We start from the raw sequence: 18529 nt of genomic DNA on the forward strand, positions 1-18529 counted from the left end.
TGGGTGCATCATGGAGCTTCACCAGTTGGCTGATGAGGCTTTAGCTTTAGCCTCAGGGCAAATTCTTAATGAAGGTGATATCTAAATGAAAATTAAAGAATTTATCGAAAAAGTAAACGAAAATGAACGTATGGAAGCGGAAGAGGTAGATGGTGTAATCGCCATTTACAATGATAGCGATCTTGCAGTAGTCGAGATTCCTTGCGACGCAACAAACTTGTTAGAAATTAAGTTTGTTGAGAACTATTACCTTTACAGCTTTGGCAAACCAAGTCGCGAGTATCTATCAGCACTGATTGAAGAGTTCCTGCATACGTCAATTAAGGAACGTTTTCCTGAAAAGAAATATGTTTTATCTGCAATGCGATGTGCTGAGGGACCAGTGCCTGTTAAGCAATATGTTGATGCAATGAATATAAGCGCTAATAATGTTGAGTTCCATTTTGGATTTGCTAATGAAAAAGCTGATGCTATGGAATTTACGCAAAAGAAACTAGATAGTCTTTCAGATTTCTTTCCTAAAGCTGCAATTGACGCGATGAAGGAACCTATGGAGGACATTAAATGAGTGGGTAGTGATCGTCCACATTATCCACTTTTTGATGGATATTCGATTAATAATGTAACTGGTAAAAAAATGGAAATTACTGTTCTTAAAGACCCTGAATTACCAATTTTTGTACCATGCTTAGAGGATACTAACTACGAAACAGAATACGACAATTCGACACCAGTAATGAATTATTGCCCAATGTGCGGTCGGCCACTGAGCAATAAAGCAGAGCCATCTACGAAACGGGGGTAAATGACTAGTGAACACAAAATCCAAAACGATATTCGGGTAGCCTTGTCAAAGCACCAATGCACAGTGTTCCGAGTAAATGTTGGTTCAGTCAAGACACCGGACGGAAGATTTTTCTCAGCTGGTGTACCAAGTGGCCACCCGGACTTATACGGATTTCGTTGGTCAGATCATCAAGTGTTTTACATTGAAGTGAAGAATGAAAAAGGCAAGCCGAGAGCGGATCAAATTAGATTTCATGAAATGCTAACTAAGCGAGAAATTATTCATGGAATCGCTAGGTCTGCTGGGGATGCAGTAAAAATTGTTGAGGAAGGATTGATTGGTTATGGGTTTAACTGAATGATAAAGATAAGAACAATTAACGGTCACTTTTACAAAGTGAATTCAGATTTTGGTGAAATTGATGACGAATTAAGACGCAGAAATTTAAACGGTATGTCGATTTCTATTAATGGAAAAAGAGATATACATACAAAAAAATGTCGATTTATTATTCCGTTTTCAGCAATTGAAAGTATTGAGGATATTAGTGATGACTAGATGATTTCAAAAGACATAGATAAGCGAATTCAAAAGTTTATTAACTCTAATTCAAATAGAGATGCTCGTTTTATGCGAGCGTTATTAGTGGCAACTATTATTAACCAAGTAAGGCCAAAAAGCTATGCAATTCAGCACGTTCGATTATCAAATGACTATGAACAATATATAGTTTCAGAAGATGAGCCAGCAGACTTGTGGAGAAATCAAGAATTAAATTATGCTTTGCAGGCATTGATTTTTAATTGGTTTAGAAAAAAAGAAAATATTCTTCATTCATATGTGGACGATGGAAATTATGCAATTTTTACTCTAACAAAAAGAATAAAGATTGGAGAAATTTAAGTGATTCGCAAACCGATTGAATTTGAATTAAATGCACAAGGTAATCCCAAAACGAACAGCCTTAAAAACGTTGGCTTAATTCTTAACGGTGATCCATTGTTGCATGGCACCTTTCGATACAACGAATTTGCCTATTCAATCGATGTGGTAAAAGATATCCCACAACTTTTTATCGAGAAAGGCCAACTTGATGATAGCTACATGGCAATCATGCTTCGTTACATTGAAGATGAATATGCGGTAATGTTTCAAGAAAAATTACTGAATATGGCAATCACAGTTGAGGCAAGGCAGCACCCATATAATCCAGTAAAAGAATATATGGAGAAATGTTACAAGAATTGGGATCATAAAGAACGAATTAAAGATTTCCTACCAGTCTATTTAGGAGTGCCCAGCGGTGAAGTAACAACACTGCAGACAAAATTATTTTTAGTTGGAGCGGTGATGAAAGTCTATAAACCGGAAAGTAAATTTGATTGGGTGTTTGATTTAGTCGGTGGCCAAGGTGTAGGAAAAACCACACTCTTGAAAAAGTTAGCGCATGGTTGGTATACAGACCAATTTACTGATTTCAAAGATAAAGATAACTTTGCTAACATGCTCCGGGCTTTAATTGTTAACGATGATGAAATGACCGCTACTAATAATTCTGACTTTGAGAATTTGAAGAAATTTATTTCAGCCGAAGAATTAGAGTTCCGGCCACCATATGGACGACATACAATCCGCCGGCCAAAGAATTTTGTCATGGCCCGGACAACCAACGAATCGACCTATCTAAAAGATAAAACTGGTGAACGACGATTCTTACCCAACATGGCTGATAAGTCCCGAGCGATGGCTAATCCGGTAACTGATCTTGATGATACGATGGTCAATCACATTTGGGGTGAAGCTGTTGGCCTCTACAAAGAAGGCTTTTCTTTCATATTGACGAAGGAGCAGCAGAAGCTCATTGAAGATAATCGAAAGACGTTTATGTATATTGATGAAACTGAAAATCAGATTGAGCGGGTTCTTTCTACTTGGGATGATGATTGGATTGAGAGTTCAGAAATTGCTCATCAATTAGGCGAAGACAATCTAGTTAAGAATCGGTCATTAGCTAAGAAGATTAAGTATGTAATGGATAACCGCAGTGATTGGAAGGCGGGGTATAAGAAGATGAAAGGCGTTGTTCATCGTGGGTATAGAAAAGTGGAAGGTTTACAGTAGATGAAAAATTTAGTTAATTATGCCTTGGCTTATCAAGCTAAAGGATTAAGTGTCCTCCCAATTGCTGGTAAGCAACCACTGATAAAATTTGCTGATAAACCAGCTTTAACTGCAGAACAAATCAAAGCTGTATGGAAAAAACATCCCTATGCTCAGATTGCTTTAAGAACGGATAAATTCTTCGTAGTTGATATTGATCGCAACCATGCTGATAACATTGATGGTTTTGAATCAATTAAGCAATTACCAGCGGAATATTTTCCGGAAACTTTAACTCAAACTACCAAGCATGGTGGCCGACAATTATTTTATCTGAAACGGTCAGATATGCGGGTTAATCAATTAATTGGTTATCAACCAGGTGTCGACATTAAGGCTCATCAGAATAATTATGTTGTCGTTGCTCCTTCAGAAGGTTACCAATGGTTAAATAAGGATCCGATCGTTACTGCTCCTAAATCTTTAGTTGTAAATATTAATCAGATGCGAGCAAGCAATCGGCGTAACACTCCAAACGATTTTGTAATTAAGCCTCGTGAACGGAATTCGACTACTGATTTGCTAGAAACAATTGCTAATGGTTTAGGTGATAAAGGAATGCGAAATAAAACTTTGGCCGGCATGATTGGCGCACTACTATTTCGGGGTGTTAATCCTAAAGCAGCTTATCAATTAGCGATGATTTGTAATGATAATACGCCCGATCCACTACCAGAAGAAGAAGTGAACCGGACATTTCAATCAATGCTAAGACGTGATTTGAGAAACGGGGGTGAAATACGTGGCGGATAAATGAGTTTACGAGATGCAATGAATAAAGCTACTGAAGGTTTTGATCCAAAGAATGATTCAGTTAATAAGTTTAAGGGACTGGAAAGTGGTAAGTATACCGTTGTAGTTGCAAAAGTAGAAAACCATGAAACTCCCTGGAATGCTGAACAGCTTAACTTTGAGTTAGAAGTTGTCGATGGAGAATCAGCCGGTCAAAAAGAATTCTTACAAATTGGATTAGATGAATTAACTTCTAAGGGTAATCCCAATCCAATGCTAGAAACTAATTTACGATTGGTTTCTAAGTTAGCAGCAATTCTAGGTGTTGAAATTCCTGATGAAGTTTGGGATGACGATACTTTAATCTACGAGAACTTGGCTAAAGCATTTGCGCCAGCAGTAGGAAAGACCATGATCATGGATTTGAAGGTTCGACCAAACAAGAAGAACCCCCAATATCCATACCGCAATTATGACTTTGATGAAGCGGAACAACCGGAAACGCCAGAAGTTACAGATGATGAAATGCCCTTTTAAATGAGTATTTTGCCACCAAATAAACCACAGAAAGCACGGCGAGTACCACGGAATTATTTCATCTACGGAGACACGATGTCTGGAAAATCATATCTAGCAGAACGGTTTCCAAGTCCATTATTCCTTAATACGGATGGTAACAGTGAGATGAACACTGCACCAAGTATCCAATTAAAGAATGTTCGAAAGAGCGATGGAAGCTTGAAAGAGTCAGTGATTGATCAACTAGACAAGATTATTCTTGCTCTTGGTACTGAAAATCATGGTTACAAAACAGTAGTCATTGATGTGATTGATGATGTTGTCACATTAATCGAACAAGCCATCTGTTATGACAATGGAGTAGAAACGCTGGGGGATGTTCCTTATGGAAAAGGTTATGCACAATTTAATACCGTCTTTCAAGCATTTGTTACTGAACTAAAAGCCTTGCCGCTTAATACGGTTTATATTAGCCGGTTAATGATGCTAACTGATGAATCTTCTGGCCACACCGAAGACCGACCATCACTAAAGCAGAAATATTACAACGTGGTTAACGGTAATTGTGACTTAGTGATTGAAACTAAGCGCTATGGTGACCGTTATATCCGGATGGTTAAAGATCGACGAATTCATTATGTCAAAGATGATATTACTGATCCGGCAATCTTACGGGTACTGGAACATGTAAATGGCGTCTTTGACAAACCAAAGCAGACCACTACAAAAGAACAGAATGAAATTGTTAACAAAATTAAAAAGCAAAATGTAAAGGAAGGTTAAATGTTTGAACTCCGTGATTATCAGCAAGAAACGATTGATAACATCATAAAATCAATTGCTGCTGGTCACCGTTCTATCATGGTTCAACAACCGCCACGAACGGGGAAGACAGTTATCATGGCCGAGATTGCTAGACGAGCAACGGCAAAGGGTAGCCGTATCTTGTTCGTGGTTCATCGGCAAGAAATTGTCCAGCAGGTTATCAAAACGTTCAAAGCTAATGATGTAAATATGGATTTAGCTAAAATCGGTATGGTTCAAACGATTACTCGACACGTTAATAATCTAGACCCACCGGCGATAATCTTTGTTGATGAGGCCCATCATGTTCTGGCTAAATCATATCGAAGGATTCTTGATGCTTTTCCAAAGGCCTATAAGTTATTGTTTACTGCCACACCATATCGGTTAGGTGGTCAAGGCTTTACTGATGTGGCTGATGATTTAATCGTTGGGAAATCAGTCCCCTGGTTAATTGACCATCACTTTTTAGCTCCAGTTGATTATTACGCTCCTTCTTATATTGATACTGCCAAGTTAAAAGTAAAACGAACTGGTGAATATGACACTGATTCAATTAAAGAAGCAATGAAGCCTAAAATCTACGGGAATGCGGTTAAGCACTATTTGAAACTTGCTAAGGGAATGCAAGCAATTGCCTATACCTATAACGTTGATAGTGCAATTAAGTTAGCTAATGCATTTAATGGCTATGGGATAACTGCAAGGGCCGTCTCCGGAAAAACACCCAAAGAAGAACGGAATAAAATCATTGAGGAATATCGGCAAGGGAAAATCCAAATTGTAACTAATGCAGAATTATTTACTGAAGGACTTGATTTACCTAACGTTGATTGCGTCATTATGTTACGGCCAACCCAATCATTATCGTTGTATCTACAATTTGCAATGCGTTCCATGAATCCACGGAAAGGTAAAACTGCAATAATTATTGATCACGTGGGGAATGTTGAACGATTCGGATTGCCTACTGATGAACGGCAATGGACATTAGAAGGTAGCTGCAAAAATAAGCAACAATCAGGAACAACGATTAAACCTGTATCGGTGTGTCCGACATGTTTTGCATCGTTCTACCGTACAAGTGATATTTGCCCTTATTGCGGGGCTGCATTAGGAGAAGAAAAAGAAATTGAAGTCATTGATGATGTTCAACTTAAAAAAGTTACCAAGTCACGACTAGCGATTATTAAGAAAATTCAATCGTCAGCAATTATGAATAATGTTGCTGGCAAGCGTCCAAACGAGTTGAAAAATCTGAAAGAAATACAGGCCTACGCCAAATTAAAAGGTTACAAATCAGGCTGGGCTTACCACTACGCTAAACAGCGTGGATTTATTAAGAAGTGAATGAATTTATTTGAACTTAACGATAATTATAAAACACTAGCTAATCGTGATGACCTTGACCCGACAATTTTAAAAGACACTCTTGATGCAATTAAGGATGACCGTAGAAATAAACTAGATAATTTAGCAACATGGGCTGATTATTTGAAGTCTGAAATTGACTTCATGGAAGACAAGCAACGCTCTTGGAAAGATGAGATTACTTACCGCAAAAATAAGCTTGATTGGATTAAAAAGTATATTACTGATGTCCTTGATGATGCCGGCATTAAGAAAATAACTACTGAAAATCACTTACTTAGTGCCCGGAACTTTAAGGCCTCAACCATTATTGATAGTGATAAGAAGCTTCCGGATAAGTTCAAAATTACTGAGACGACTACTAAGCCAGATAAGCAGGCCATTTACCAAGCACTCAAAGCTGGAGAAGAAGTACCAGGAGCACATTTAAAAGCTAACCGTAACACGGTGATTAAATAAATGACTAACGAAGAAAAGATTAAGGCAATTAAACAAATTCTTGGACCAGAATACGAGGAAGTAGCCATTTTTGCTGCTAAAAAATCAGAAATTCGTGACGAACGTACTAATTCATTAGTTGATGCGGATCCCGGAACGGTAGCAGCCATGATTATGAATTGGCTACATACTAATCCAGTAGCAGCTTCAATTGTCAAAGCAACTATTGATACTTTGGAAACTGATCCAACTGCTGATATTCTTGGACAATTATTACTTGGAGGTACGGACTAAATGAATGAGTTCAATTTATCAAAATTAAATGCCAAAGTTGGCGATAATTGTGTATTTGTATCGAATTTGGCAGTTCGCTATCAAAGTGCTGCTACTCCTGAAGAACGAATGGCAATGGCTATTAAATTAGAAAACGCTGCTACGATGTTACGAATTTCAGCAGAACGTTTAGCTACGGAAACTAAAGATGTTTATGGAGGTAAGAACAATGACTAAATGAGTAAGTTAATTGCGCTAATCGTTGGTGCTTGGATCATGTATTGTTCAATGATTGGCTCTTATGATGGAGCGATGGCGATCCTAGCAGTTTATCTTCTGCTAGTGGTTCTTGATCCACTAAACAAAAAAGGTACGACCGCCGCAAACAGTCGTACCCAAAAATAAATGAGCATTCAGTTTGATAATCCTTATACCGGTGATGTCGAATACTTTAACGATATGACAAAAGTCAAAGCCTATTTAACTAATGGGAAAGTTCAGACATATATTCTTGGGGAAGAATTAGTGATTGATAATCCATCAGTTAAAATGTTTGAAGTTTATTCAGAATCACGCGGCATTGTGCGATTAAACCGCAATTGGATGCCATCTGGCGTCTAGATGCAAGTTGGATTCAACGGTGCAGATGAGATTGGAATTTATTTAGCAGGGACTTTGATAGCACGCATTGGGCCAAACGAAGAATTAGTAAAACCAGGTGTTTCAATTCAATACTTATCGCATGCAGAAGCATTAAAAAAGGATCATCAACAATGAATGGCATTGTTAATTGGATTACCAATATTAATTATTGCAATGTGCTTATTGTGTGCATTGGTGTATAGCTTACTTTATGAACGGAATAAACCACTGTTATTAAAGCCAAAGTATCGGAAGAAGCATTGAATGCAAGCATCATTAGATGAACAAGATTACCAAGTAATTACTAATGAGGTTCTCAGGCGTATTAAGGAATGTTACAACTTAGTACCCAAACAAACTTCTCAAGTTGATGATTGGACTGGAATTCAACAATTTACTGATCAACTTCCAATTAAAAAGGATAAGGAGTGGGTACGAATGTTTCTCCTTACACTTCCAGTCTTTAAGAACTGGGTTATCAATTTGAATGCAGGTCAAGGTCATCGAACTAAGGTAAATGTGACCAAGGCATTACCTTGGATTATGTCTCATCAAGCTGATATTGATTGGAACCAATCTTTGCCACGCTAGATGCAATCAAGATTATATGATTTGCGGAAACATGTTAAGGGTATGACTCAGCAACAAATGGCTGATTATTTGAATATTAGTACCAAAGCTTATCGTGATAAGGAAAATGGTAAGAATCAATTTACTCAAGATGAAATGTTTGCCATTAGTGAGTTATTTAACCTAAATATCGACACTATTTTTTTACCTCGTAAGTTCCAAATTGGAACAAAATGAATGGAACTAAGTAAATTTATTGGACAAAAAATCAGAAATTTCCGTGAACAACGAGGCCTTTCTGTAGAACAACTCGCAGACAAGCTCAATACAACAAGAGCAACTGTAACTAGATATGAATTAGGTTCTAGAAAAGCAAATCAAGATATTTTATTTAAATTAGCTGAAATCTTCAATGTAAATGTCGATGACTTTTTTCCTGCTAGAGAAAAAAAGCCTTCTAACATTATTTACCCTAAAGAAGGATTAGAAGTTATATCGATTCCAATTATTGGTGAAATAGCATGTGGAGATCCTATTACGGCAGACGAAAATATTGAAGGATATACCGATGAAATTTTCGAAAAACCTGTTCCAAGCGGAAATCTTTTTGGGCTCCGTTGTAAAGGGGATAGTATGGAGCCTACTATTCCTAATGGTGCGTTAGCTGTAATTAGAGAGCAACCAGAAGTTGAAGACGGAGAGATTGCGGCTGTATTAGTTGATGATGATAATGAAGCAACATTAAAACGTGTAAAACACCAAGGAAATCTAGTAATGCTTATGCCTGATAACAAAAAATATGATCCAATTATTCTTGACGAAGATCATCCTGGTCGTATTGTTGGAAAGTTAGTTAAATATTCTGTAACCGTAGAGTAAATGACTAAAGGACAAATCATTACTTTAACTTTTATTACTATTTTGTTTGGAGTTGCAAATCTTCAAGATGGAATAGGTCAAGGAATATTCGGCGCTATATTAGGCTTTGCCATTACATATGGAATTATTTACTGGATAAATAAAAGAAAAGCAATTACTCCAGAAGAAAGAGAAAAAAGACAAACTGAAAAGGCTAAAAAAATACAGCAAAAGCAACAGCTTAAGCAGAAGAAAGCTCAAGCTAAACTTGAACTGCAAAAGACTAAGCTTAAAGAAAAAGAAATTAAACAGCAGAGGATAGTTGCCGAGAAAAAAGTTAAGGAAGAGAAGTCTAAAATTAGAGAACGTTCAATTCCAGCTCCTGCTCCAGCGACCTCTTCTTCTGAGCAAAAATTAATGTGTCCTTCTTGCGGTAGTACAAATATTCAACCTCTAGGACAACACAAGAAGGGATTTTCAGTCGGAAAAGCAGTAGGTGGAGTTGTTCTTACTGGTGGAGTTGGTGCATTAGCCGGTTTTGCTGGGAAGAAGACAAAGCAAACCGATTTTGTTTGTATGAATTGTGGTAAACAATTTAAGAAATAAATGAATAAGGCATTCACTATTGGGGCTGCTATTATGATGTCCTTATCATTAGCAGCATGTGGAAGTAATTCTACAAGTAAAAAATCTAGCACTTCTGAAAGTACATCTTCTGTAAAGCCATCTGATAAAGCTTCTAATCGTACTTGGACCTATAAAAACAATGTATTTGATGCAGGTGTTGAAACTTATAAGTTCACTAAATCTGAGGTAAGGAATTCTGCTGAAAGCGGCAAAAAAGTACTCGTTTTGTACTGCGACGTTACCAATAATTCAAAGAAGGAACAAGATCCTTCCAACGCATACATGGTTATCCATGCATACCAAAAAACAAATACTTCTGATGTCAAATTAGATCCAGGAGCTGGCGTTGAACGTAACGAAAACGGTGATGACCCTCTGCAGCAACTAGAAGACAATTTGAATAATAAGTTGCTCCCCGGGAAAACTGTTCATGCTGTTATGATGTTTACACTTAAAAACAGCAATCCGGTTAAGGTAACTTTTGAAAATGCCAATTTTGACACTATCGGTTCTAAAACTTATAAGATAAAGAAATTCAATAGTCAAAGTCAAACAAGTGATTCAAACAGCCAACAGCAATTTAGTCAAAGTCAACAACAAAATAATACTCAAGGCCAACAGCCTAGCAATAGCCAATCGCAAACTGCTCAATCACAGGCAGGCTCTTCCAGCAATGGTGATGTAAACATTGCTGGGCATAGCTTTCACCATGAGGACTTTTATGGCACTGATATTTTAGTTGGTAACAATGGCGAAGGTGAAGCTGGCGAATGGGCCGCAAATGATCCTTCTGTTCAAGGAAATCCAGATGTTAAAGCTCAACTAAATTCTGCATACGATAACAACTAAATGGCTCAAATATATAAAAGAAGCGGAAAATGGTCTGTAAGAATTCAGTGGAAAGATACTGAAGGAAAACGTTTTTCAAAGTCCAAAGCTGGTTTTGCAACAAAAGCACTAGCTAAAAAGTGGGCAGCTGAAATGGAAACTAATCTTAATCGCGGAATACACATTGAGAAAAAAATTGCTTTTAGTGATTATTACGAAGAATGGGTTAATACTTATAAGCAACCTAAAATCTCAAGTGTAACTCTGAATCGTTATATTATAATCGGTAATCTAATTAATGATTATTTCAAAGAAGCTTCTATTAAAGAAATTAACCGTTCTAAATATCAAGAATTTATTAATAAGTATGGAGCAACTCATGCTATAGCAAGTGTAAAGAAGCTTAATTCAATAATACGGTCTTGTGTACAATCTGCTATCCTTGATGATTATCTGCTTAAAGATTTTACCAAAGGTGTTACTTTAGCTGCCAATACTAGTAAAACAATGAAGGTAGAATACCCTAATGTAACTGAAATAAGGAAATTATTAACTACTACAATCAATGGAATTACTAATAGAAGATACACAAGCCGTTATATGATAGTCACTGCAATATATACTGGAATGAGAAAAGAAGAAATTCAAGCTCTTACCTGGAATGATATTGATTTTATTCATCATACCATTAATATTGATAAAGCATGGAGAGAAGTAAAAGGAAAAGACGAAACAGACGAACATTTTAATACACATCGCTTTAAACCCACCAAGAACGAATCATCTACACGTAAAATAAAAGTTAATGAAAAACTACTATTACTACTTAAACAATTGCGCAATAATTCATCAAGTAACCTTGTTTTTATGGATCAATTTAATACTATCCCTACTAGTACAGCATTAAATAAAACGCTTCGACAAATTATGAGTGATGCAAAATTATCAAAGAAGAATTTTCATTTCCATAGTTTACGTCATAGTCACGTTGCTTTACTGTTAAGCAACGGAATAGATATTTATGCAATTAGCAAAAGACTTGGACATAATGATATCACAACCACAATGAACACATACGCCTACTTGATTGATGAATATAAAAGTAAAACTGATGACAAAATCGTCCAGGTACTTAGTCAATTTTAAGCCTCTGTGGCGGAATTGGCAGACGCGCTGGACTCAAAATCCAGTTCCCGTTGAGGGAGTGTGGGTTCGACCCCCACCGGAGGCAGGTGGTATAGCCAAGTGGTAAGGCAGAGGTCTGCAAAACCTTTATCATCGGTTCAAATCCGATTACCACCTGCGGTATTGGTGAAGTTTGGTTAACACACCGGTTTGTGGGTCCGGCACGCGTGGGTTCGAATCCCACATACCGCCAGGGATATAGTTAAACGGTATAACTACGGTCTCCAAAACCGTCATTGTGGGTTCGATTCCTACTATCCCTGGGGGGAGTAGCGAAGTCTGGCTAAACGCGACGGTCTGTAAAACCGTTCCTTCGGGTTCGGTGGTTCGAATCCACTCTCCCCCAGGCTCGGTAGCTCAGTTGGTAGAGCAACGGATTGAAGCTCCGTGTGTCGGCGGTTCGATTCCGTCCCGCGCCAAATGGAGGATACAGGGCTCGAACCTGTGACCCCCTGCTTGTAAGGCAGATGCTCTCCCAACTGAGCTAATCCTCCAAAAGTGACCCGTGCGGGATTTGAACCCACGATACCAGCGTGAAAGGCTGGTGTCTTAACCACTTGACTAACGGGTCATATTAAGGAGGATTAGCTCAGTTGGGAGAGCATCTGCCTTACAAGCAGGGGGTCACAGGTTCGAGCCCTGTATCCTCCAGACCCGTTAGTCAAGTGGTTAAGACACCAGCCTTTCACGCTGGTATCGTGGGTTCAAATCCCGCACGGGTCAGGAGAGTTGTCCGAGCTGGCCGAAGGAGCATCATTGGAAATGATGTATACGGGTTAAAGCCTGTATCAAGGGTTCGAATCCCTTACTCTCCGAGTGTGGTGATGATGGCTTGAAGGATACACCTGTACCCATGCCGAACACAGAAGTTAAGCTTCAACACGCCGAAAGTAGTTGGGGGATCGCTCCCTGCGAGGATAGGACGTTGCCACGCAATGCGTGGCAACGTCCTATCCTCGCAGGGAGCGATCCCCCAACTACTTTCGGCGTGTTGAAGCTTAACTTCTGTGTTCGGCATGGGTACAGGTGTATCCTTCAAGCCATCATCACCACACTCTTTGTCCCTTCGGACGAGAGCTTGTGCTCTCAAAACTAAATCCTATCTATTCTCTTCCAATAAACCTTACCGCTCCTTGGTTAAGTCCTCGACCGATTAGTAATGGTCCGCTCCATGCCTCACGGCACATCTATCTAAATGAGTTGGACAAAGAGTTGACTAGACGTGGTCATCACTTTGTGCGCTATGCGGATGATTGTAACATCTATGTTAAAAGTCAACGAGCCGGAGAACGAGTAATGCGAAGCATTACCCAGTTTCTAGAAAAGCGCCTGAAAGTTAAAGTGAACCCAGCTAAACAATCGCAACAACGAGTAAAGAAAGCGCTGAAGTTATTAACTAAACGTAATCGTTGAATATCTCTGACAAGAATATTTGAAGAAATTCATCGAAAAATGCGTGGGTGGCTTCAGTACTACTCAATTGGGAAACTAACTAACTTTATTCAACGCCTCGACAAGTGGTTGAGGGTTCGAATAAGGCAGTATATCTGGAAGCAATGGAAAAAGTTTAAAACTAAGGTAACTAACTTACAGAAGTTGGGGCTGTCCCAGCGTGATGCATATGTCCTCGATGTCTTCGCTAGTACCCGCAAGGGCTACTGGCGAACTGCACATAGTAAGACCTTGAGCTATTCTCTAACTAATAGAAAACTGGAACAACTTGGACTTATGAATGTGTCCAAGACGCTCCAGTCAATTCAATGTGATTAAGTTGTCGAACCGCCGTATACGGAACCGTACATACGGTGGTGTGAGAGGTCGATAATTGAACTAATCAATTATCTCCTACTCGATTGTCTTTAATATCTATCTAAATGAGTTGGACAAAGAGTTGACTAGACGTGGTCATCACTTTGTGCGCTATGCGGATGATTGTAACATCTATGTTAAAAGTCAACGAGCCGGAGAACGAGTAATGCGAAGCATTACCCAGTTTCTAGAAAAGCGCCTGAAAGTTAAAGTGAACCCAGCTAAACAATCGCAACAACGAGTAAAGAAAGCGCTGAAGTTATTAACTAAACGTAATCGTTGAATGCGTGGGTGGCTTCAGTACTACTCAATTGGGAAACTAACTAACTTTATTCAACGCCTCGACAAGTGGTTGAGGGTTCGAATAAGGCAGTATATCTGGAAGCAATGGAAAAAGTTTAAAACTAAGGTAACTAACTTACAGAAGTTGGGGCTGTCCCAGCGTGATGCATATGTCCTCGATGTCTTCGCTAGTACCCGCAAGGGCTACTGGCGAACTGCACATAGTAAGACCTTGAGCTATTCTCTAACTAATAGAAAACTGGAACAACTTGGACTTATGAATGTGTCCAAGACGCTCCAGTCAATTCAATGTGATTAAATGGATGGTAGTATTTCTGGTGAAACGGCATATAATACTGATCCTTATACATCGGGAAAAATGGGAGTTAGTTTGACTTCAGTGGAAAAGCTTAAGCGAGCAGTAAAGATGGCGCGTGATAATAAGCTTCAACTAGCTGTGCATGCGATGGGCGATAAAGCAATTCAAACAGTGATTGATGTAACAAAAGAGATGGCGCCATGGCTAACAACGATGCCATCAGTAAGAATTAAGCATGCCTCCTTAATGACTGATCAAATGTTTACAGAGATTGCTAATAGTAAAATGAACTATGCGTTAGTCACACAACCAATCTTTTTCTTTGCGGAAGATGAATCCTATCGTCATTATCTTTCACCAGCCCAGTTTAAATTAGCTTACCGCGTTAAAACAATGTTGAATTCTCAAGCAATGTTAGGCTTGAGTTCGGATGCCCCATGTACGCCATGGGCAGAACCTGATAGCCCGTTTTATAGTATTTATGCGGCTGTAACAAGAAAGGCCGCGGACTTTGTTATCTTAAATGATGATATCTTTACAGTTGCTCATAGTAAACTTAAAAATATCCACGTGAATGAAACTTGGATGGCAGGGAAGAGAGTTATGTAGATGCCCATTAATGATTTCTCCCACTACCAACTTACCTGGTACCCCGACAAAAATAAGCTGACGCGACCAATTTATAAAAGCTTGCTTGACCAACTAAAGTCAGCGATTGAGCGTGGAATTCTTACACCCGGAACGAAACTGCCCCCGCAACGCGAACTCGCCGATTATCTCGACATTAATTTCACCACCGTTACTCGTACTTACAAATTAAGTGCGCAACTTGGTTTAACTTATGGAATTCATGGTAAAGGAACCTTTGTTAACTCAAATGGTATCGATCCGTTAACTGCCAATTCTCCTTTGACCCGTACCATTGATCTTGGCTTTGTTGCTTCCTTTGAACAGACAAACCACCTCCTTGACAATATTCTTAGCAACACTGTCAAGCAAGGCGCCTCGCAACTTCTAACCTATGACTCACCAACCGGGCGTCCGATTGATAAGGAGGCTTTTCAGCATTATCTTGACTGGCTTGGCGTGAGATTAACTCCTACTCAGCATATCCTTATTACAGCGGGAGGAGAAAACTCACTTACATTACTGTTAATGACCTTATTTTCAAGTGGCGATAAGATTGCTGTCGACGAATTTACCTATGCCAACCTGATTGCAACCGCGCAACTAAATAATCTCCATTTAGTTGCGATAAAAAATGATCAAGGCGGGATGAATATTGAAGCATTAAAACACGCTTGTCAAAACAACAATCTAGCTGGCCTGTATCTCATGCCGGAATATAGTAACCCGACTGGCACTGTTCTCTCGATGGCTCGCCGGAAAGAAATCGCAACGATTGCACAAGAATATGGGCTAAAAATAATTGAAGATGACTACCTAAGTTTTCTTAGTAAACTCAATCCAGAACAGCCACCCAAAATAATGGAGTTATTACCAGACCAGACTTGTTACGTTTGCAGCATGTCAAAAGTTCTTGCATCAGGACTCCGTGTTGGTTATCTAGTTTTCCCAGCACAGCTAGCCCAGCAAATTAAAAATGGCTTCTTCAACACAACAGTCAAAACTTCAACTCTCAATACAGCAATTGCATCCACGGCAATAAAAGAGCATGTCGTCCAACAAATAATTCAAAATAAAGTCAACCTTGCCAAACAAGCTAATATCCTTTTTGAACAATATTTCCCGACTGCTCCTACAAACCAATTAACCGACTATGCCTTTTTTCGTCGATTACCGCTTAAAAGTATTCAAAATACAGCCAAGATCGAACAAGCCCTTGCTAATATAAATATCCGTTGTTTTGGCTCTGATCGTTTTCAAATTAACGCTTCTTCAAATGACCATTTTCTCCGTGTTTCATTGTCCGCAAATAAGTCACTTGATGAGTTAGAAACAGGCCTAAAAAGATTACGCGAGTTTTTACAGAAAGCTAATTTAAAAAGTGATGTTAAGAATTTTTCCTAGATGAGAAAGGAAGTACGTTACGCTTTTCAAAAAACTAGTCCGGTAATGCTTGGCTTTCTATTTTTAGGCGCCGGCTATGGAATCTATATGCATAAACTGGGCTTTAATTTTTTATATCCATTATTAATGGCCGCTACCATTTTTGCTGGATCAGTCGAATTTGTAATTGGTAATCTTTTAGTTCAAAGTTTTCAGCCGTTGACCGTTCTTGTACTAACTGCCCTTGTTAATTCACGACATATTTTTTATGGCATTACGATGTTAAAAAAATATTCCAATACGGGAAAGTTAAAGCCGATTCTTATTTTTGGAATGTGTGATGAGTCTTTTTCCTTAAATGCAACGTTAAAAGTACCAGATAGCCTTGATCGCTCATATGTTTATTTTTACATAACCGCATTCAACTATTTTAGTTGGGTAGCTGGGGCAGGTTTAGGTGGACTCCTTGGGAGGGTGATTAACTTAAACTTAGCAGGCTTAGATTTTGTAATGACGGCACTTTTTATTGTGTTGTTTACAGAACAGTTGAAAAATGCCCGAACTCAGCGTGATGCTCTGATTGGTTTAGCATTTGCAATTATTTGTTTACTATTTTGCAACAAGAATGTTTTTCTATTAGTGACATTAGTAACACTTGTCGCGCTGTTTTCATTAAATTACTTAATCACGAGGAGAAAAAATGACATTAACTGAATGACATTAACTGAACAAATTATTTCAATTTTAATCGCAGCAGTTGTAACTATGGCAACCCGCTTTATCCCATTCCTGATTTTTGATCAGTCAAAAGAATTATCACCTTACCTGGAAGAACTGGGGAAATTCCTTCCGGCAGCAATCATGGGAGTATTAGTAATCTATTGTTATCGGAATATTTCTTTTGCTGAGCCTAGTAAGGCATTATTAGAAATCGTTGCCGGCTTAGTAACATTATTTATTCACCTTTGGAAAAGAAATATGCCACTATCGATCTTGGTCGGAACTGGCTTTTATATGGTGATGCTGAATTTGTTTTAAATGACAGCATTAACTGAAAGTATGTTTGTAATCTTTGACCAGCCAGAATTTTCCTTTAAGAAGATTAAGGAAAATCATTCACCAGAAGAAGTTGCAGACCTAAAAGAGAAGTTTAAAGCCGTTTGGCAAGTGTGGAAGAAGGTAAATCAAACTGTCGCTAGTCAACTACCAACGGGCGAATTCGCGAAGGTTCACGTTGAGAGTTGGACGAACGGCTGGAACCTGCGTGATCATTACTGGGCCTCTTATCGTTTAGCATCGTTAGCAGACTATAATTCCTGTATTGGGGTGATGCTTGATAAAAAGCGGTTACAGGTCTACCTAATGTTTCAACATTATAAGAGTGAGCAACGACAAGGGACGCCGGATGAATACAATCAATTACTGGATAAAATACCGGAATGGGCTAATGATATTGATACTACACGCTGGTATCTTTGGGATAAGGATGAGATGGAATTTTCTGATCATATGTCACTGACTAAATACATCAATAGTCGGGATGCTCAGCAGCAATTTAATTCTGATGCACGAAAGACTAGCTTTTTGCTTGGCAAATTTGCATTTCGTGGAAAAGACAGTGTCAATGATATGGAAAAATATATCGGTTCAGTTATTAGGCAACTTACCCCACTATATGAAGAATTGAAGTGGAAATATAACAGGGATGTTAAGTAGATGAAAGAGAATTCCCAACAATTACAACAAGATATTAAACATGATCGTCAAATGATTGAAGCATCATTTGATAGCAATAAGTTGTTTACGTCTAAAGAGATGAAAGAACAATTTGGAAAATTCGGCTGGGGAAAACATGAAGATTAAGTGCAAGCACTTCATATCGGGTCATACGATGATGAACCGGCAACGATCGAGAAAATACATAAATTTATTGAGAAACAGGGTTTACAAGTAGATATTAACGATGATCGGCATCACCATGAAATTTATTTGTTAGATCCCCGGCGGACGAAGGTTGAAAATCTAAAAACAGTATTACGAATTCCGGTAAAAAACAATTAAATGGCTTATAATTTCAGAAAAGAGCAGAAAGAATTGTATGTCCCCGGAAAGAATCCCAGCCTAATCAATGTACCAATGATGAAGTATCTTGCTGTGCGGGGACATGGGGATCCTAATCAAGAAAATAGTGAGTATAAAAAAGCAATTGAAAAGCTCTATGCTGTTACTTATACCATTAAAATGAGCAAAAAAGGCACCTACCAAATTCCAGATTATTTTGATTTTGTTGTTCCCCCACTAGAAGGACTATGGTG

General features: G+C 38.5%; 29 protein-coding genes, 11 tRNA genes, 2 rRNA genes and 4 pseudogenes. 43 read left to right on the top strand and 3 right to left on the bottom strand.

The window, feature by feature from the left end; all coding sequences use genetic code 11:
* The first annotated feature begins 85 nt into the window (after positions 1-85).
* From HHK02_RS06965 to HHK02_RS07100, 29 genes are all read left to right on the top strand, one after another.
* Positions 86-568, top strand: a complete 483-nt coding sequence (locus HHK02_RS06965; protein ID WP_181462223.1) for a hypothetical protein — start codon at positions 86-88, stop codon at positions 566-568.
* A complete protein-coding gene (locus tag HHK02_RS06970) occupies positions 569-805 on the top strand; it encodes a hypothetical protein (protein ID WP_181462224.1) in 237 nt (78 codons plus the stop codon).
* A complete protein-coding gene (locus HHK02_RS06975; protein WP_003664300.1) occupies positions 806-1144 on the top strand; it encodes a VRR-NUC domain-containing protein in 339 nt (112 codons plus the stop codon).
* On the top strand, positions 1145-1345 hold the full coding sequence (locus HHK02_RS06980; RefSeq protein ID WP_181462225.1) for a hypothetical protein: 201 nt from the start codon (positions 1145-1147) through the stop codon (positions 1343-1345).
* Entirely contained in the window at positions 1346-1690 is a 345-nt protein-coding gene (locus tag HHK02_RS06985; protein WP_181462226.1) for a hypothetical protein, read from the top strand.
* The gene (locus tag HHK02_RS06990; protein ID WP_181462227.1) at positions 1691-2908 is read left to right on the top strand and encodes a VapE domain-containing protein; all 1218 of its coding nucleotides are present in this window, start codon (positions 1691-1693) and stop codon (positions 2906-2908) included.
* The gene (locus tag HHK02_RS06995) at positions 2909-3700 is read left to right on the top strand and encodes a bifunctional DNA primase/polymerase (protein WP_181462228.1); all 792 of its coding nucleotides are present in this window, start codon (positions 2909-2911) and stop codon (positions 3698-3700) included. It begins immediately after the preceding gene.
* Positions 3701-4216 (top strand): DUF669 domain-containing protein, encoded by a 516-nt coding sequence (locus HHK02_RS07000; protein WP_003664305.1) that lies wholly within the window; start codon positions 3701-3703, stop codon positions 4214-4216.
* Positions 4217-4981 (top strand): AAA family ATPase, encoded by a 765-nt coding sequence (locus HHK02_RS07005; protein WP_086142725.1) that lies wholly within the window; start codon positions 4217-4219, stop codon positions 4979-4981.
* On the top strand, positions 4982-6352 hold the full coding sequence (locus tag HHK02_RS07010; protein ID WP_181462229.1) for a DEAD/DEAH box helicase: 1371 nt from the start codon (positions 4982-4984) through the stop codon (positions 6350-6352).
* Positions 6353-6832, top strand: a complete 480-nt coding sequence (locus HHK02_RS07015) for a siphovirus Gp157 family protein (protein ID WP_181462230.1) — start codon at positions 6353-6355, stop codon at positions 6830-6832. It begins immediately after the preceding gene.
* The gene (locus HHK02_RS07020) at positions 6833-7105 is read left to right on the top strand and encodes a hypothetical protein (protein WP_181462231.1); all 273 of its coding nucleotides are present in this window, start codon (positions 6833-6835) and stop codon (positions 7103-7105) included.
* The gene (locus HHK02_RS07025; protein WP_003664313.1) at positions 7106-7321 is read left to right on the top strand and encodes a hypothetical protein; all 216 of its coding nucleotides are present in this window, start codon (positions 7106-7108) and stop codon (positions 7319-7321) included.
* Positions 7322-7489, top strand: coding sequence for a hypothetical protein (locus HHK02_RS07030; protein ID WP_003664315.1), 168 nt, complete (start codon positions 7322-7324; stop codon positions 7487-7489).
* The gene (locus HHK02_RS07035) at positions 7490-7705 is read left to right on the top strand and encodes a hypothetical protein (RefSeq protein WP_085680557.1); all 216 of its coding nucleotides are present in this window, start codon (positions 7490-7492) and stop codon (positions 7703-7705) included.
* Complete coding sequence (locus tag HHK02_RS07040; protein WP_158087904.1) at positions 7706-7861, top strand: hypothetical protein; 156 nt, start codon at positions 7706-7708, stop codon at positions 7859-7861.
* Positions 7862-7990 carry a hypothetical protein gene (locus HHK02_RS12905; protein WP_262865865.1) on the top strand — a complete coding sequence of 43 codons (129 nt, stop codon included), beginning with the start codon at positions 7862-7864 and terminating at the stop codon, positions 7988-7990. It begins immediately after the preceding gene.
* Entirely contained in the window at positions 7991-8317 is a 327-nt protein-coding gene (locus HHK02_RS07045; protein WP_086131570.1) for a hypothetical protein, read from the top strand.
* On the top strand, positions 8318-8533 hold the full coding sequence (locus HHK02_RS07050) for a helix-turn-helix transcriptional regulator (RefSeq protein WP_098046188.1): 216 nt from the start codon (positions 8318-8320) through the stop codon (positions 8531-8533).
* A complete protein-coding gene (locus tag HHK02_RS07055) occupies positions 8534-9175 on the top strand; it encodes a LexA family protein (protein ID WP_098046187.1) in 642 nt (213 codons plus the stop codon). It begins immediately after the preceding gene.
* The gene (locus HHK02_RS12625) at positions 9176-9760 is read left to right on the top strand and encodes a hypothetical protein (RefSeq protein ID WP_231124818.1); all 585 of its coding nucleotides are present in this window, start codon (positions 9176-9178) and stop codon (positions 9758-9760) included.
* Positions 9761-10630 carry a DUF5067 domain-containing protein gene (locus tag HHK02_RS13010; RefSeq protein ID WP_181462232.1) on the top strand — a complete coding sequence of 290 codons (870 nt, stop codon included), beginning with the start codon at positions 9761-9763 and terminating at the stop codon, positions 10628-10630.
* Positions 10631-11755, top strand: a complete 1125-nt coding sequence (locus tag HHK02_RS07070) for a tyrosine-type recombinase/integrase (protein WP_181462233.1) — start codon at positions 10631-10633, stop codon at positions 11753-11755.
* Positions 11756-11840, top strand: a tRNA-Leu gene (locus tag HHK02_RS07075). It abuts the gene before it with no gap.
* Positions 11841-11911 (top strand) — tRNA-Cys (locus HHK02_RS07080).
* A tRNA-His gene (locus HHK02_RS07085) sits at positions 11912-11986 on the top strand.
* A tRNA-Trp gene (locus tag HHK02_RS07090) sits at positions 11987-12057 on the top strand.
* Positions 12058-12140 (top strand) — tRNA-Tyr (locus tag HHK02_RS07095).
* Positions 12141-12213 (top strand) — tRNA-Phe (locus HHK02_RS07100). It abuts the tRNA gene before it with no gap.
* Between the two features lie 2 nt (positions 12214-12215).
* Here the strand turns inward: HHK02_RS07100 and HHK02_RS07105 are convergent.
* Positions 12216-12288: transfer RNA gene (locus HHK02_RS07105), tRNA-Val, on the bottom strand.
* Between the two features lie 5 nt (positions 12289-12293).
* Positions 12294-12365 (bottom strand) — tRNA-Glu (locus HHK02_RS07110).
* A gap of 7 nt (positions 12366-12372) precedes the next feature.
* Between HHK02_RS07110 and HHK02_RS07115 the strand changes: the two genes are divergently transcribed.
* From HHK02_RS07115 to rrf (HHK02_RS07130), 4 genes are all read left to right on the top strand, one after another.
* Positions 12373-12445, top strand: a tRNA-Val gene (locus tag HHK02_RS07115).
* Positions 12446-12517 (top strand) — tRNA-Glu (locus HHK02_RS07120). It abuts the tRNA gene before it with no gap.
* Positions 12518-12609: transfer RNA gene (locus HHK02_RS07125), tRNA-Ser, on the top strand.
* Positions 12610-12611: 2 nt separating this feature from the next.
* Positions 12612-12728, top strand: a 5S ribosomal RNA gene (gene rrf, locus HHK02_RS07130).
* A gap of 3 nt (positions 12729-12731) precedes the next feature.
* Here the strand turns inward: rrf (HHK02_RS07130) and rrf (HHK02_RS07135) are convergent.
* Positions 12732-12848, bottom strand: a 5S ribosomal RNA gene (gene rrf, locus HHK02_RS07135).
* A gap of 128 nt (positions 12849-12976) precedes the next feature.
* Between rrf (HHK02_RS07135) and HHK02_RS07140 the strand changes: the two are divergent.
* From HHK02_RS07140 to HHK02_RS07185, 10 genes and pseudogenes are all read left to right on the top strand, one after another.
* Positions 12977-13564: pseudogene (locus HHK02_RS07140) on the top strand (group II intron maturase-specific domain-containing protein); the annotation flags it as partial.
* A gap of 82 nt (positions 13565-13646) precedes the next feature.
* Positions 13647-14204 (top strand): annotated as a pseudogene (locus HHK02_RS07145) (group II intron maturase-specific domain-containing protein); the annotation flags it as partial.
* Positions 14205-14813 (top strand): annotated as a pseudogene (locus HHK02_RS07150) (amidohydrolase family protein); the annotation flags it as partial.
* On the top strand, positions 14814-16235 hold the full coding sequence (locus tag HHK02_RS07155; RefSeq protein ID WP_003670189.1) for an aminotransferase-like domain-containing protein: 1422 nt from the start codon (positions 14814-14816) through the stop codon (positions 16233-16235).
* The gene (locus tag HHK02_RS07160) at positions 16236-16928 is read left to right on the top strand and encodes an AzlC family ABC transporter permease (RefSeq protein ID WP_085720249.1); all 693 of its coding nucleotides are present in this window, start codon (positions 16236-16238) and stop codon (positions 16926-16928) included.
* Entirely contained in the window at positions 16929-17252 is a 324-nt protein-coding gene (locus HHK02_RS07165) for a branched-chain amino acid transporter permease (protein ID WP_003669460.1), read from the top strand.
* Complete coding sequence (locus tag HHK02_RS07170; RefSeq protein ID WP_181462234.1) at positions 17253-17930, top strand: glucose-6-phosphate 1-dehydrogenase family protein; 678 nt, start codon at positions 17253-17255, stop codon at positions 17928-17930.
* Positions 17931-18077, top strand: a complete 147-nt coding sequence (locus tag HHK02_RS07175) for a hypothetical protein (protein WP_003670181.1) — start codon at positions 17931-17933, stop codon at positions 18075-18077.
* Complete coding sequence (locus HHK02_RS07180; protein ID WP_231124819.1) at positions 18078-18275, top strand: GyrI-like domain-containing protein; 198 nt, start codon at positions 18078-18080, stop codon at positions 18273-18275.
* Positions 18276-18527 (top strand): annotated as a pseudogene (locus HHK02_RS07185) (GyrI-like domain-containing protein); the annotation flags it as partial.
* Positions 18528-18529: the final 2 nt, after the last annotated feature.

The sequence above is a fragment of the Limosilactobacillus reuteri genome (assembly GCF_013694365.1).
Taxonomy (GTDB): Bacteria; Bacillota; Bacilli; order Lactobacillales; family Lactobacillaceae; genus Limosilactobacillus; species Limosilactobacillus reuteri_E.